The sequence below is a fragment of the Streptomyces sp. NPDC013455 genome, assembly GCF_040632975.1.
Taxonomy (GTDB): domain Bacteria; phylum Actinomycetota; class Actinomycetes; order Streptomycetales; family Streptomycetaceae; genus Streptomyces.
Genome location: NZ_JBEYCX010000002.1, coordinates 372,110 through 386,490 on the forward strand (window position 1 = coordinate 372,110; position 14,381 = coordinate 386,490).

Sequence of the window (14,381 nt, forward strand, 5' to 3'; positions counted from 1 at the left end):
GCCACGATGGCGCCTCGCGCCAAATCCCGCCGGGCCCGGTGGATCACCGACGGACTGTGGACAACTCCCTCACCCGAACGAGCCGCTCCGCCCGCCCCGCTCACCGACTCCACAGGCCCCGGCCACGGCTCCGCCGTCCCCAGCTCCCTGGCCCCAGCTCTGCCGCCCCCCACCCCGCCCCCTACGGCTACGGCAGCTCGAACCCCGGATCCATCCCGCCGAGCGCGCTCCCGCACAGGCAGTCCCGGTCCCCGGTCTCCGGCAGGGACGCCACCGCGTCGAACAGGACGCCGCGCAGCCGGTCCACGTTGGCCGCGAACACCCGCAGCACCTCCTCGTGCGAGACGCCCTCGCCGGTCTCGGCGCCCGCGTCGAGGTCGGTGACCAGGGTCAGCGACGTGTAGCAGAGCTCCAGCTCACGGGCGAGGGCCGCCTCGGGATGGCCGGTCATGCCCACCACCGACCAGCCCTGCGCCTGGTGCCACAACGATTCCGCACGTGTCGAGAAGCGCGGCCCCTCCACCACGACCAGCGTGCCGCCGTCCACCGGTTCCCAGTCCCGGCCGCGGGCCGCCTTCAGCGCCGCCGACCGCCCGGTGGGGCAGTAGGGGTCGGCCATGGACACGTGCACGACGTTCGGCACGGTGCCGTCGGGCAGCGGCAGCCCGTCGAAGTACGTCTGCGCCCTGGACTTCGTACGGTCCACGTACTGGTCCGGTACGAGCAGGGTGCCGGGGCCGTACTCGGGACGCAGCCCGCCGACCGCGCAGGGGCCGAGGACCTGGCGGACGCCGACCGAGCGCAGGGCCCACAGGTTGGCGCGGTAGTTGATGCGGTGCGGCGGCAGGTGGTGGCCGCGGCCGTGCCGGGGCAGGAAGGCGACCCGCCGGCCGGCGACCTCGCCGAGGAAGAGGGAGTCGCTGGGCGCTCCGTAGGGGGTGTCCACCCGGACCTCGGTCACGTCCTCCAGGAAGGAGTAGAAACCCGAGCCGCCTATTACGCCGATCTCTGCGTTCGCCATGACCAGCACCCTAGCGGGCCCGGAAAGAGCCCGGGAGACCGTGCCGGGGAACACCGAGGACCCTGCCGTCGCACGACGGCAGGGTCCGGGTGAGGAGTGTCAGGCGGCGGAGCTGCTGGTGGAGCTCGACGCCGACGACGAAGAAGTCGACGACGAAGAAGTCGACGAGGACGTCTTCGAGTCCGACGACGAGCCGGACGACTTCGACGCCGGGCTGCTGCTCGACGTGGAGCCGCGGGAGTCGTTGCGGTAGAAGCCGGAGCCCTTGAAGACGATGCCGACCGCGGAGAACACCTTCTTCAGGCGGCCCTGGCAGCCGGGGCACTCGGTCAAGGCGTCATCGGTGAACTTCTGCACCGCCTCAAGGCCCTCGCCGCACTCGGTGCACTGGTACTGGTAGGTCGGCACTGTCTTCCTCCTGGCACTCTCACTCGATGAGTGCTAACGACGATCCATAGTGACGTATTCCCGGGGATCAGTCCACCGTGACGGGCACGCGGTGACCGACGCCACGCGCGACCGTCTGGTTCGGCCGGCGCGCGACCAGCCGCGAGCGCAGCGCCACCAGGGTCGCGAGGGCGAGGACGGTACCGGCCATCGGCGCCAGGAAGCCGGCGCCGTCCCACAGCCGGTCCTCCAGCTGTCCGGCGACCGTGACGGCGGCGGCCTGGCCGAGCGCGACCGCGCCGGTCAGCCAGGTGAAGGCCTCGGTGCGGGCGCCGGCCGGGACCAGGTCCTCCACCAGCGTGTAGCCGGTGATCAGCGCGGGCGCGATGCACATGCCGACCAGCAGGCCGAGCGCGCCGAGCAGCAGCACCGAGTGCGCCGTCCACAGGGCGGACGCGGCCAGCGCGAGCCCGGTGTAGCCGACGAGCAGGCGCCGCTGGGGCGCCACCTTCCAGGCGATCGCGCCGCAGGCGATGCCGGACAGCATGTTGCCGGCGGCGAAGACGCCGTACAGGACGCCGTTCAGACCCGGCTCGCCGATCGACTCCGTGAACGCCGCGAGCGACACCTGCATGCCGCCGAAGACGGACCCGATGCCCAGGAAGGTCACGATCAGCACCCGTACGCCGGGGATGCGCAGCGCGGAGGTCTGCTTCACGCGCGCGTGCCCGCTCTCACCGGTCACCGGAGGCTGGGTGCTCTTCTGCGCGGCGAACAGCAGGCCGCCGACGAGGGTCAGCGCGGCCTCGGTGACCAGGCCCGCCGCCGGCGTCACGGTGGTGCACAGGGCGGTCGCCAGCAGTGGGCCCACGACGAAGGTCAGCTCGTCGGTGACCGACTCGAACGCCGCCGCGGTGGTCATCAGGGGCGAGCCCTGGAGCTTCACGCCCCAGCGCGCACGCACCATCGGGCCGACCTGCGGCACCGAGGCGCCGGTCGGGACGGCCGCGAGGAACAGCGCCCACAGCGGCGCGTGCGCCAGCGCCAGGGCGGTCAGGGACAGGCCGGAGAGCGTGTGCACCAGGACGCCGGGGATCAGCACGGCGCGCTGGCCGTACCGGTCGGCGAGGCGGCCGCTGTACGGCGCGAACAGCGCCATCGAGACACCGGTGGCGGCCGCCGCGGCGCCCGCGGCGCCGTACGAGCCGGTGGTGTGCTGGACGAGCAGCACGATGGAGAGCGTGAGCATCGCGAACGGCTGTCGCGCCGCGAAGCCGGGGAGCAGGAAGGTCCAGGCGCCGCGGGTGCGCAGCAGCTGTCCGTAACCCGGACGGGAGGATGCCGGTGCCGGCGAGGTCTTCTCCGGTGCGGTGGTGGTGACCGTGGATCCCACGGCCGTGCCTTTCTGCCGCCTGGTAGCGCCGGCCCGGTGCGGGCCATGGCGCCGAGAGCTGTCCTCTTGCGCGGACTGCGGTAGATGCCGGCGCCCACTGCGGGTGTGGGGGCGACCCGGCCGCCATACGGTCGCGCCAGCTCTGCGTCAGGCAGAGTTGGTTCGATCAGGGTGCGCCCCAATCGTACAGGGATCACCCCTCGCCGGGCTGTGAAAACGAGCACCATTCACGCCGCGACCTGGGATTCCACGGGGTGTGAACGGGACGAAACACGCCTTTGACACGCGATGTCCCCGCCGGTCCACCACGCGCCGCCCGTCGGTCACCACGCACCGCCCGTCGGTCACCACGCGCCGCCCGCCGGTCCACCACGTACCGCCCGTCGGTCACCACGCACCGCCCGTCGGTCACCACGCGCCGCCCGTCGGTCACCGCGCGCCGCCCGTCGGTCACCACGCGCCGCCCGCCGGTCCACCACGCGCCGCCGGCCCCGGGCCCACGCGCGCCGCCTGGGCCCCGTCTACCGCGCGCTGCCCGCCCCGTCGGTCCCCAGCCAGCCCGCCAGCTTGCCGCCGTGGGCGACCGCGCGCAGGCGCCGTTCGGCCGCGTCGCGGACCGGGTCGGTGGCCACGACCAGCAGCTCGTCGCCCCGCCGCAGCACCGTCGAGGGCAGCGGCACGAACGATTTTCCTTCGCGTACGACGAGGGTGACGGCCGCCCCGGGCGGCAGCCGCAGCTCGCTGACCTCGACGCCGTGCATCCGGGAGCCCTCGGGGACGGAGACGGACAGCAGGTGCCCGCGCAGCCGCTCCAGGGGCGCCGACTCGATGCCGAGGTCGGACGCCTCGCCCGTCTCGCCCAGCCGCAGGGTGCGGGCCAGCCAGGGCAGGGTCGGCCCCTGGACGAGCGTGTAGACGACGACCAGGACGAAGACGATGTTGAAGAGCCGGCGGCTGCCGTCGACGCCGTTCACCATGGGGATGGTCGCCAGGATGATGGGCACGGCGCCGCGCAGGCCCGCCCACGACATCAGGGCCTGCTCCCGCCCCGGCACCCGGAACGGCGCCAGGCTGAGCACCACGCTCAGCGGCCGGGCCACCATGGTCAGCACCAGCCCGATGACCAGGGCCGGCCAGACGTCGTCGCCCAGCTCGTGCGGGGTGACCAGCAGGCCGAGCACGACGAACATGCCGATCTGGGCGATCCAGCCGAGTCCCTCGGCGAAACCGCGGGTGGCGGGCCAGTGGGGCAGCTTGGCGTTGCCGAGCACCATCGAGGCCAGGTAGACGGCCAGGAAGCCGCTGCCGTGGGCCAGGGCGCCGGCGGCGTAGGCCGTGACGGCGATCGCCATCACGGCGATCGGGTAGAGGCCGGAGGCGGGCAGGGCGACGTGCTTGAGTCCCCAGGAGCCGATCCAGCCCACCGCGAGCCCGATGGCCGCGCCGATGGCCAGCTCCAGGGCGATCTCGCCCAGCAGGGCGTACCAGTGTTCGACCGGGCCGGCCGTGGAGAACGCCACGACCAGGATGACCACCGGGGCGTCGTTGAAGCCGGACTCCGCCTCCAGCGTGCCCGTCACGCGCGCGGGGAGGGGAATCCTGCGCAGGACCGAGAAGACCGCCGCCGCGTCGGTCGAGGACACCACCGCGCCGATGATGAGCGCGTGCCGCCAGTCCAGCCCGACCAGGTAGTGCGCGCCCGCCGCCGTGACCCCCACGCTGACCGCGACCCCCACCGTCGCCAGCACGCAGGCGGACGGCAGGACCGGCCGGATCTCCTTCCACTTCGTGCCGAGACCGCCCTCGGCGAGGATCACGACCAGGGCCGCGTATCCCATGACCTGGGTCACTTCGGCGCTGTTGAAGTGGATCCCGCCGATACCGTCCTGGCCCATCAGAACGCCGATCCCCAGGTAGACGAGCAGGCTGGGGAGCCCGCTGCGGGAGGAGATCCGGACGGCCGCGACGGCGACGAGCAGGACGACGGAGCAGACGAGCAGGAGCTGGTTGAGGTGCTGGACAGTCAGTGGGCGTCCCTCCTCCGAATCCTTCCGGTTACTTCGTTACCTTACCTAACTCTTGACGCTTTCTTGACGTTCGCCGAGGCAAGATCGAACGCTCGTGCGCGCTGGTATCCGACTCCGCGTCAAGGCGGACGGGGCCCTGCGCCTATGGTTGCTCCAGCGCTCATTCAAAGTCACAGCCCGACCTGCCGCTCGCGTTAGGACAGCAAGGACAGCGATGCCCCCCAACACCACCGCCACAACGGGTGACACCGCCACCACGGGTGCGAGTGCCACGCCCGGCACGTCCGGCAGGAAGAAGGGGCGCAAAGCCCGGCTGGTCGTGCTGGTGCTGGTCCTGGCCATCATCGGAGGCATCGCCTACGGGGCGTACTGGTCGATCAGCACCGTGCGCGCCTCCTTCCCGCAGACCACGGGGACGATCAAGCTCGACGGCCTCTCCGGACCGGTCGACGTCAAGCGGGACGGCTACGGCATCCCGCAGATCTACGCCTCCTCCGACGAGGACCTGTTCATGGCGCAGGGCTTCGTCCAGGCGCAGGACCGGTTCTACGAGATGGACGTGCGCCGGCACATGACCTCCGGGCGTCTGTCGGAGATGTTCGGCAAGAGCCAGGTCGACAACGACGAGTTCCTGCGCACCCTCGGCTGGGACCGGATCGCCGAGAAGGAGTACGACACCAAGCTGTCGGACTCCACGAAGAAGTACCTCCAGGCGTACGCCAAGGGGGTCAACGCCTACCTCCAGGGCAAGGACGGCGAGGAGATCTCCCTGGAGTACGCGGCCCTGGGCTTCACCAACGACTACAAGCCGGCGAAGTGGACCCCGGTCGACTCCGTCTCCTGGCTGAAGGCGATGGCCTGGGACCTGCGCGGCAACATGCAGGACGAGATCGACCGCGCTCTGATGGCCGGCCGCCTCGGCCCGCAGCAGATCCAGGACCTCTACCCGAGGTACCCGTACGGCCGCCACAAGCCGATCGTGCAGGAGGGCCAGTACGACGAGCTGACCAAGGCGTTCCGGCAGGGCGGCACCACCGGCGCCGCCCAGGGGACGGCCGGCGGCACCACGACCGGCTCCACGGGCACGGCCGGCACGGCCGGCGGCTCCCAGGGCACGACCGGCACGACCGGCACGACCGGCACGACCGGCACGACCGGCACGACGGGCACGGCCGGCTCCTCCGCCGCCACCACGACCGGGTCGGCCCTCACGAGCCAGCTGGGGGGCCTCTACAAGGCCCTGGACGACCTGCCCACGGCCGTCGGCGTGAACGGCCAGGGCATCGGCTCCAACTCCTGGGTGGTCGCCGGGAAGTACACCGTCAAGGGCAAGCCGCTGCTGGCCAACGACCCGCACCTGTCGGCGTCCCTGCCGTCCGTGTGGTACCAGATGGGCCTGCACTGCCGGACCGTCTCCGCCAAGTGCCAGTACGACGTCACCGGCTACACGTTCGCCGGCATGCCCGGTGTGGTCATCGGCCACAACGCGAAGATCGCCTGGGGCCTGACCAACTCCGGCGTCGACGTCACGGACCTGTACCTGGAGAAGGTCAGCGCGAACGGCTACCTGTACGACGGCAAGGTGCGGCCCTTCAAGACCCGTGAGGAGACCATCCGGGTCGCCGGCGGCGAGGCCAAGACGATCGTCGTCCGCCAGACCCAGGACGGGATGCCGCTGCTGTCCGACCGTGACGACGAACTCGTCCAGGTCGGCAAGAAGGCCGCGGTGAACACCGCCGCACCCGACCGCGGTGACGGCTACGGCATCGCCCTGCGCTGGACCGCGCTCGACCCGGGCACCACCATGGACGCCGTGTTCGCCCTCGACAGGGCGGCGGACTGGAGCGACTTCCGCGCGGCGGCGGCCAAGTTCGACGTGCCCTCGCAGAACCTGATCTTCGCCAGCACGGACGACCACATCGGCTACACGCTGCCCGGCCGCATCCCCACCCGCTCGGCCAAGGACGCGGGCGCCATCCCGGCGCCGGGCTGGGACTCGAAGTACCGCTGGACGGGCTTCATCCAGCAGGACGAGCTGCCCTACGAGTACGACCCCGAGCGCGGCTACATCGTCACCGCCAACCAGGCCGTGGTCGACCCGGAGAAGTACCCGTACACGCTGACCACCGACTGGGGCTACGGCACCCGCAGCCAGCGCATCGCCGACCTGATCGAGTCCAAGATCAAGGACGGCGGCAAGATCTCCACCGACGACATGCGGCAGATGCAGCTGGACAACAGCAGCGAGATCGCCAAGCTGCTGGTGCCCAAGCTGCTGAAGCTCGACCTCGACGACCCGGAGGTGCGCGAGGCGCAGAAGCTGCTGGAGGGCTGGGACTACACCCAGGACGCCGACTCCGCGGCGGCCGCGTACTTCAACGCCGTCTGGCGCAACATCGTCAAGCTCGCGTTCGGCAACAAGCTCCCCAAGGAGGTGCGCGTCAAGGGGCAGTGCCTGTGGGTCGACAAGATCGACAGCACCGGCCCGGTGGACGACGACACCAAGGTGCGCGAGTGCGGTCAGCGCGATGCCGACCAGGCGCAGCCGGACGGCGGCGACCGCTGGTTCGAGGTCGTGCGCACGCTGATGGAGAAGCCGGACAGCGACTGGTGGAAGACGCCCAAGTCGGGCACCCGGCCCGGCGCCGAGAACCGCGACCAGCTCTTCGCGCGGGCCATGATCGACGCCCGCTGGGAGCTGACCGCCAAGCTCGGCAAGGACATCGAGAGCTGGAGCTGGGGCCGTCTGCACCGGCTGTTCCTGAAGAACCAGACGCTCGGCACCGAGGGCCCCAAGGTCGTCCAGTACCTCCTGAACCGCGGCCCCTGGAAGCTCAGCGGCGGCGAGGCCACGGTGAACGCCTCCGGCTGGAACGCCGCCGGCGGCTACAACGTCGTCTGGGTGCCGTCGATGCGGATGGTGGTCAACCTGGCCGACCTCGACAAGTCCAAGTGGATCAACCTCTCGGGCGCCTCCGGGCACGCCTTCAGCGCGCACTACACGGACCAGACCGGCAAGTGGGCCGCCGGAGAGCTGCTGCCCTGGTCGTTCACGGACAAGGCGGTGGACGGAAGCACGAGCGACACGCTCGTCCTCCAGCCGTGACCCGCTGACGGCACACGGCACCGCAACGGCCCCCCACGCGCGCGTGGAGGGCCGTTGCTCGTGAGGGCGGCCGGTCAGGGGCTCGGGAAGCGGCGCACCCCCGACGGCGTCACCACCGCGTGCACCGGCTTGTCGTGCGCCTCCGCCGGGACGTGCCCGACCACCTCCGTGCCGTACAGCAGCACCACGAGCCGGGGACGGACGCCCGCGCGCTCCAGCCGGGCCAGCACGCGGTCGTACGACCCCCCGCCGCGCCCCAGCCGCATCCCGCGCGCGTCCACCGCGAGACCGGGCAGCAGGACGACGTCCGCGGCCGTCACGGCGTCCGGGCCGAGGCGGGCGCCGGAGGGTTCGGAAAGCGCCATTTTCCCGCCGTGTTGCACCCGGGTGAGGGAGCCGGGGCCGGCGTACTCGCCCCAGTCCAGGTCGTTGTCGGGCAGGAGGGCGGGCAGCAGCACGCGGACGCCCCGCGCGCGCAGCGCGTCCAGCAGCGCGAGCGTGCCCGGTTCGCTCCCCACGGAGACGTACGCCGCCACCGTGCGCGCACGCGCCAGCTCGGGCAGCTCCAGGGCGCGTTCCGCCAGCGCGCGGCCGGCCTCCTCGACGTCATCCGCCGTCAACCTGTTCCTCACCGCGAGGAACTCTCGCCGCAACATGCGCTTGTCAGGCTCGCCCGTACGTCCGCCGTGTTCCACTGGTCGTTCTCGCACCCTTCTCAATGCAGGTCATATGAGGGTCAAGCAACCGGAGCCCCAGATTCCCCTCAAAGGCACCGGATATGGTTGCGGGCATGACTCAGTCCCACCCCAGGATCAGCAAGGCTGTCATTCCCGCGGCCGGTCTCGGTACCCGGTTCCTGCCGGCTACCAAAGCCACTCCCAAGGAGATGCTGCCGGTCGTCGACAAGCCCGCGATCCAGTACGTGGTCGAGGAGGCCGTGTCGGCGGGGCTCGACGACGTGCTCATGATCACCGGACGCAACAAGCGTCCCCTCGAGGACCACTTCGACCGCAACTACGAGCTGGAGTCCGCGCTGCAGCGCAAGGGCGACGCGGGCCGGCTCGCCAAGGTGCAGGAGTCCAGCGACCTGGCCACCATGCACTACGTGCGCCAGGGCGACCCCAAGGGCCTCGGCCACGCGGTGCTGTGCGCCGCCCCGCACGTCGGCCGCGAGCCCTTCGCCGTCCTCCTCGGTGACGACCTGATCGACCCGCGGGATCCGCTGCTGCGGCGCATGATCGAGATCCAGGAGCAGCACGGCGGCAGCGTGGTCGCCCTGATGGAGGTCGCGCCGGAGCAGATCCATCTGTACGGCTGCGCCGCCGTCGAGGCCACCGTCGAGGGCGACGTCGTGAAGGTGACCGGACTGGTCGAGAAGCCGGACCCCGCGGACGCCCCGTCGAACTACGCCATCATCGGCCGCTACGTCCTCGACCCGCACATCTTCGACATACTGCGCAAGACCGAGCCGGGCCGCGGCGGCGAGATCCAGCTCACCGACGCCCTCCAGCAGCTCGCGCAGGACGAGAAGGTCGGCGGCCCGGTGCACGGCGTCGTCTTCCAGGGCCGCCGCTACGACACCGGGGACCGTGGCGACTATCTGCGTGCCATTGTCAGACTCGCGTGCGAACGTGAGGACCTGGGCCCGGACTTCCGGGCCTGGCTCCGCAGTTACGTAGCCGAGGAGATGCAGCAATCTTGAGCAGCGCCGCGACCCGCCCCGCCGGCCCGGACGACCTGTGGTCGGTGGACGAGCACCTGGAGGACATCCTCTCGACCGTCCGCCCCCTGGAACCCATCGAGCTCCAACTGCTCGACGCCCAGGGCTGCGTCCTGGTCGACGACGTCACGGTGCCGGTCTCCCTGCCGCCGTTCGACAACAGCTCGATGGACGGGTACGCGGTACGGGTCGCGGACGTCGCGGGCGCCAGCGAGGAGTTCCCCGCCGCCCTGGAGGTCGTCGGGGACGTCGCGGCGGGCGCGGCCGATCCGGTGCGGGTCGGCCCCGGACAGGCCGCCCGCATCATGACCGGGGCACCGCTGCCGCCCGGCGCCGAGGCCGTCGTCCCCGTCGAGTGGACCGACGGGGGGCTCGGCGAGGGCCCGGTGAGCGGCATGCGGGCCCGCAGCCTGGCTCCCGAGGGAGCCGAGGGCCATGTGCACGTGTACCGCCCCGCCGGGGCGCGCGCGCACGTGCGGGCCAGGGGCAGCGACGTGAAGGCCGGGGACCTCGCCCTGGAGGCCGGCACGATCCTCGGCCCGCCGCAGATCGCGCTGCTCGCCGCCATCGGCCGCGGCACGGTGCGCGTGCGCCCGCGTCCGCGCGTGGTCGTGCTGTCCACCGGCAGCGAGCTCGTCCAGCCCGGCGAGGACCTGGCCACCGGCCAGATCTACGACTCCAACAGCTTCGCCCTCACCGCCGCCGCGCGGGACGCGGGCGCCATCGCCTACCGGGTGGGCGCGGTCGCCGACGACGCCGAGACCCTCCGCTCCACCATCGAGGACCAGCTGATCCGCGCGGACCTGCTGGTGACCACGGGCGGGGTGAGCGTCGGGGCGTACGACGTCGTCAAGGAGGCGCTGTCGTACGCCGGGGACGCGGACGAGGCGGGCGGTGGGGTGGAGTTCCGCAAGCTGGCCATGCAGCCGGGCAAGCCCCAGGGGTTCGGTTCCATCGGCCCCGACCACACACCGCTGCTGGCCCTGCCCGGCAACCCGGTGTCGTCGTACGTCTCCTTCGAGCTGTTCGTCCGCCCCGCCATCCGCGCCCTGATGGGCCTCACGGACCTGCACCGGCCCCGCGTGCGGGCCGCCCTGAAGGCGGACGCGGCACTGCGCTCGCCCCGGGGGCGCCGGCAGTTCCTGCGGGGGACCTACGCCGAGGGCGAGGTCACCCCTGTGGGCGGTGCCGGCTCCCACCTGGTCGCGGCGCTGGCACAGGCGGACGCCCTGATCGTTGTCCCGGAGGACGTGGAGTCCGTGGCGCCGGGCACCGAGGTCGAGGTGGTCCTGCTCGCCTGAGCCCCGCTGGTTGGCGGTACCGTGTCGCGCACAGCAGGCCCGCGCTCCGCACCGCGCCGGGCCCGGACCGGGAGCGCCACACCATGACTGTGCCTTCCCGGGGGGAGACCCCCGGACGCCCTGTGCAGGACCGACTGACGCACATCGACGAGGCGGGTGCGGCCCGCATGGTCGACGTGTCCGGGAAGGACGTGACCGCGCGCACCGCCCGCGCCAGCGGCCGCGTCCTCGTGTCACCGCGCGTGGTCGAGCTGCTGCGCGGTGAGGGGGTGCCCAAGGGGGACGCCCTCGCCACCGCCCGCATCGCCGGGATCATGGGTGCCAAGCGCACCCCGGATCTGATCCCGCTGTGCCACCCGTTGTCGGTGTCCGGTGTGAAACTGGACCTGTCGGTCGCGGACGACGCCGTGGAGATCCTGGCCACCGTGAAGACCACGGACCGCACGGGCGTCGAGATGGAGGCCCTCACCGCGGTGACGGTCGCCGCGCTCACCGTGATCGACATGGTCAAGGCCGTCGACAAGGGGGCCGTCATCACGGACGTACGGGTGGAGGAGAAGACGGGCGGCAAGTCGGGCGACTGGAGCCGGGCATGAGCTACCGCGCTCTGGTGATCACCGCCTCCAACCGGGCCGCCGCCGGTGTCTACGCGGACAAGGGCGGCCCGCTGGTCGCCGACGGCCTCAGGAGCCTCGGTTTCGAGGTCGACGGCCCCCGGGTCGTCCCCGACGGCGCTCCCGTGGAGGCCGCCCTGCGCGCGGGCGTCGAGTCCGGGTACGACGCCGTCGTCACCACCGGCGGCACCGGCATCTCACCCACCGACCGCACCCCCGAGGCGACCCGCGCGGTGATCGACTACGAGGTGCCGGGCATCGCGGAGGCCATCCGCGCCCACGGACGGGACAAGGTGCCGACCGCCGCGCTCTCCCGTGGCCTGGCGGGAGTGGCCGGGCGGACGCTGATCGTCAACCTGCCCGGGTCGACCGGCGGCGTCCGCGACGGCCTCGCCGTCCTCCAGCCCCTGCTGGGCCACGCGGTCGACCAGATCCGCGGCGGTGACCACCCCAGACCCGGCAGCAGCGGGGGTGCGAGCTGAACAGCCCTTCCTGGCCCGTCGTGCTGGCGGACGGCGACGTCGTCCTCCGCCCCATAAAGCTGCGCGACCAGCGGGCCTGGCGCGAGGTGAACCGGCGCAACCGCGACTGGCTGCGCCCCTGGGAGGCGACGATCCCGCCGCCCACGCCGAGCGGGCCGATCACGCACCGGCCGACCTACCGCCAGATGGTCCGGCACCTGCGCTCCGAGGCGGGCGCGGGCCGGATGCTGCCGTTCGTCATCGAGTACCAGGGTCGGCTCGTCGGGCAGTTGACGGTCGCCGGGATCACTTGGGGCTCGATGTGCTCGGGGCACGTCGGCTACTGGGTGGACGAGGCGGTGGCCGGGCGCGGGGTGATGCCGACGGCCGTGGCGCTCGCGGTGGACCACTGTTTCCGTACCGTCGGCCTGCACCGCGTCGAGGTCTGCATTCGCCCCGAGAACCGGCCGAGCCGCCGGGTCGTGGAGAAACTCGGATTCCGCGAGGAGGGGCTGCGCCCGCGTTATCTGCACATCGACGGTGCCTGGCGCGACCACCTCGTCTACGCGCTCACCGCGGAAGAGGTGCCCGACGGTTTGCTGGCGCGGTGGCGGCGGGCACGCTCCCGGGGGGCCCGGGACGCCGGGCCGCCGGCCGGTGGCGGTGACGTGCCGGGAACGCCGGACGCCTCGCGCGAGGCGCGGAACGTGCCGGGCAATCCCGCCGAGCGCCCGTAAATGAAATATGTGTTCGAAATTGATCGGATGACGACCGTCTCGAAGCGTTGAAAATGCGCCGCGGATGGCCTCCCTCGATCGCATCGGTCCCAAAAAATGCTGGAAATATCAGCCGGATCGTGCGACACACCGGCTCAATTGGCGGATGGCCTCGTGCAAACCCCTCTACCGTGTGAGGCGTGAGCAGCAGCGGCCTCATCTACGCAGTCATCGTCGGGGCCTGGGCCGCCTACTTGGTGCCGATGTGGCTCCGTAGGCAGGACGAGCTGAACGAGGCCCGTCCGACGGAACGCTTCAGCACCGCCATCCGGCTGCTGTCCGGACGGGCGGGCATGGAGCGGCGGTACGCCAGGGACCTGCGGGCGCGTTCCGCCCAGGAGGGGGAGCCGGACGCCGGCGATCCGGACGCCGTCACCGACTCGGTGGACGTCCGGGCCTTCGCCGTGCCTCCGACCCGCCGTCAGGTCGGCGCGGACGCCGGGCCCGAGGCACCCGGCGGCGCCGAACCGGTACCCGACCAGAGCTTTGTGCCGGAACAGTCCGGGACCGTGCCCGCGCAGCAGCGTGAGCCGGTCGAGCGGCGTGCGCCCTCCGACGAGGCGGCCGCGGCGCGTGCCCGGCGCTCGAAGGTGCTCGCCCGTCGCCGGCGTACCACCGTGATGCTCTTCCTCGCCTTCACGCTGGGCGCCGTCGTCGCCGCCGTCGGCGGACTCGCCTTCCTGTGGGCGCCCGCCGCCCCCGCCGTACTGCTCAGCGCCTACATCGCCTACCTGCGGGCGCAGGAGCGCCGTCGCTTCGCGTACCAGATGGACCGCAGGCGGGCGGAGGCCGCGGCCCAGCGCCTGAGGGAGCGCCAGCCGCGCCGCCGCCCGCCCCTCGACGCGCATCCCGCCGCGGGCGAAGCGGAGGAGGGGAGCGGCCCCGAGACCGGCACCGGTCTGTCCGCGCTCGCCGCCGACCGGCGGGCCCTCGTGGAGCAGACCGACCACGCCGAGTGGGTCGACCAGCAGCGGGAGCGGCAGCGGCGGCCCGGGCACGGCGACAGCTGGGACCCGGTGCCGGTGCCCCTGCCGACGTACGTGACCGCGCCGGTCGCGCCGCGCGCCACCTCCGACGTGGATCTGGGCGCGCCCGACACCTGGAGCTCGGCACGGTCCAGCGCGGTCGTCCCGGAGCAGGAGGCGGGCCCCGCGGCGGAGGCCGCGGCCGGCGGGCCGGAGCCCGCGCCCGGGGAGGAGCCGGCGGACCGCCGCGGCGACGGGGTCCCGCGTACGCGCACGCGCTCCCGCGGCGGCGCTTCCGGCGCGGCTTCCGCGCGCCGGTCGCGGGAACGCGGACGCACGCCTCTCTTCGACCAGTACGAGGACGGCGACCGCCCGCGCGCGGCCAACGAGTGACGATTCCGGCCACCGACGCCCTGACCAGTCAGGGAGCGGATTTCCGAGCACCGCGATCGGGATGCTAGAGTTTCACTCGTTGCAAGGGCCTGTGGCGCAGTCCGGTAGCGCACCTCGTTCGCATCGAGGGGGCCAGGGGTTCAAATCCCCTCAGGTCCACGCACGACTGTTTCCGAGTCAGTTCGGAAACGGTGAGCGAAGATCCCGCCGATCATCA

General features: G+C 72.3%; 12 protein-coding genes and 1 tRNA gene. 8 read left to right on the forward strand and 5 right to left on the reverse strand.

The genetic code is table 11. From position 1 onward, the window contains the following. Positions 1–187: 187 nt before the first annotated feature. The 4 genes from ABZ576_RS05815 to ABZ576_RS05830 all read right to left on the reverse strand — a co-directional run bounded on the left by ABZ576_RS05815 (position 188) and on the right by ABZ576_RS05830 (position 4,828). Complete coding sequence (locus ABZ576_RS05815) at positions 188–1,021, reverse strand: S-methyl-5'-thioadenosine phosphorylase (protein WP_360736226.1); 834 nt, start codon at positions 1,019–1,021, stop codon at positions 188–190. A 99-nt stretch (positions 1,022–1,120) separates the two neighbouring features. Next, the gene (locus ABZ576_RS05820; protein ID WP_360736228.1) at positions 1,121–1,429 is read right to left on the reverse strand and encodes an FmdB family zinc ribbon protein; all 309 of its coding nucleotides are present in this window, start codon (positions 1,427–1,429) and stop codon (positions 1,121–1,123) included. A 67-nt stretch (positions 1,430–1,496) separates the two neighbouring features. Continuing rightward, entirely contained in the window at positions 1,497–2,801 is a 1,305-nt protein-coding gene (locus tag ABZ576_RS05825; RefSeq protein WP_360736231.1) for an MFS transporter, read from the reverse strand. A 521-nt stretch (positions 2,802–3,322) separates the two neighbouring features. Then, a complete protein-coding gene (locus tag ABZ576_RS05830) occupies positions 3,323–4,828 on the reverse strand; it encodes a potassium/proton antiporter (RefSeq protein ID WP_360736672.1) in 1,506 nt (501 codons plus the stop codon). Between the two features lie 214 nt (positions 4,829–5,042). On the opposite strand from ABZ576_RS05830, the gene ABZ576_RS05835 reads away from it, so the two are divergent. Next, positions 5,043–7,934 carry a penicillin acylase family protein gene (locus ABZ576_RS05835; protein ID WP_360736234.1) on the forward strand — a complete coding sequence of 964 codons (2,892 nt, stop codon included), beginning with the start codon at positions 5,043–5,045 and terminating at the stop codon, positions 7,932–7,934. Positions 7,935–8,008: 74 nt separating this feature from the next. Here the strand turns inward: ABZ576_RS05835 and ABZ576_RS05840 are convergent, their stop codons facing one another. Beyond that, positions 8,009–8,590 carry a 5-formyltetrahydrofolate cyclo-ligase gene (locus ABZ576_RS05840; RefSeq protein ID WP_360736236.1) on the reverse strand — a complete coding sequence of 194 codons (582 nt, stop codon included), beginning with the start codon at positions 8,588–8,590 and terminating at the stop codon, positions 8,009–8,011. 134 nt (positions 8,591–8,724) lie between these two features. On the opposite strand from ABZ576_RS05840, the gene galU reads away from it, so the two are divergent. The 7 genes from galU (at position 8,725) to ABZ576_RS05875 (ending at position 14,323) form a co-directional block, all read left to right on the forward strand. Then, positions 8,725–9,636, forward strand: a complete 912-nt coding sequence (galU, locus tag ABZ576_RS05845) for a UTP--glucose-1-phosphate uridylyltransferase GalU (RefSeq protein ID WP_360736238.1) — start codon at positions 8,725–8,727, stop codon at positions 9,634–9,636. After that, a complete protein-coding gene (gene glp / locus ABZ576_RS05850) occupies positions 9,633–10,955 on the forward strand; it encodes a gephyrin-like molybdotransferase Glp (protein WP_360736241.1) in 1,323 nt (440 codons plus the stop codon). Before galU ends, glp begins: the two co-directional genes overlap by 4 nt. Before the next feature lie 83 nt (positions 10,956–11,038). Then, positions 11,039–11,551 (forward strand): cyclic pyranopterin monophosphate synthase MoaC, encoded by a 513-nt coding sequence (moaC, locus tag ABZ576_RS05855; protein WP_360736244.1) that lies wholly within the window; start codon positions 11,039–11,041, stop codon positions 11,549–11,551. Further along, a complete protein-coding gene (locus tag ABZ576_RS05860) occupies positions 11,548–12,051 on the forward strand; it encodes a MogA/MoaB family molybdenum cofactor biosynthesis protein (protein WP_360736247.1) in 504 nt (167 codons plus the stop codon). The genes moaC and ABZ576_RS05860 overlap by 4 nt, the downstream gene beginning before the upstream one ends. 20 nt (positions 12,052–12,071) lie before the next feature. Beyond that, on the forward strand, positions 12,072–12,767 hold the full coding sequence (locus ABZ576_RS05865) for a GNAT family protein (RefSeq protein WP_360736249.1): 696 nt from the start codon (positions 12,072–12,074) through the stop codon (positions 12,765–12,767). A 179-nt stretch (positions 12,768–12,946) separates the two neighbouring features. Beyond that, complete coding sequence (glpR, locus tag ABZ576_RS05870) at positions 12,947–14,164, forward strand: gephyrin-like molybdotransferase receptor GlpR (RefSeq protein WP_360736251.1); 1,218 nt, start codon at positions 12,947–12,949, stop codon at positions 14,162–14,164. An 85-nt stretch (positions 14,165–14,249) separates the two neighbouring features. Then, positions 14,250–14,323 (forward strand) — tRNA-Ala (locus ABZ576_RS05875). Positions 14,324–14,381 lie beyond the last annotated feature (58 nt).

Bases quoted from the DNA above. Each gene is read 5' to 3' on its own strand.
- ABZ576_RS05815 (WP_360736226.1), bottom strand. From the start codon at position 1,021: ATGGCGAACGCAGAGATCGGCGTAATAGGCGGCTCGGGTTTCTACTCC.
- ABZ576_RS05835 (WP_360736234.1), top strand. From the start codon at position 5,043: ATGCCCCCCAACACCACCGCCACAACGGGTGACACCGCCACCACGGGT.
- ABZ576_RS05840 (WP_360736236.1), bottom strand. From the start codon at position 8,590: ATGTTGCGGCGAGAGTTCCTCGCGGTGAGGAACAGGTTGACGGCGGAT.
- galU (WP_360736238.1), top strand. From the start codon at position 8,725: ATGACTCAGTCCCACCCCAGGATCAGCAAGGCTGTCATTCCCGCGGCC.
- moaC (WP_360736244.1), top strand. From the start codon at position 11,039: ATGACTGTGCCTTCCCGGGGGGAGACCCCCGGACGCCCTGTGCAGGAC.
- ABZ576_RS05860 (WP_360736247.1), top strand. From the start codon at position 11,548: ATGAGCTACCGCGCTCTGGTGATCACCGCCTCCAACCGGGCCGCCGCC.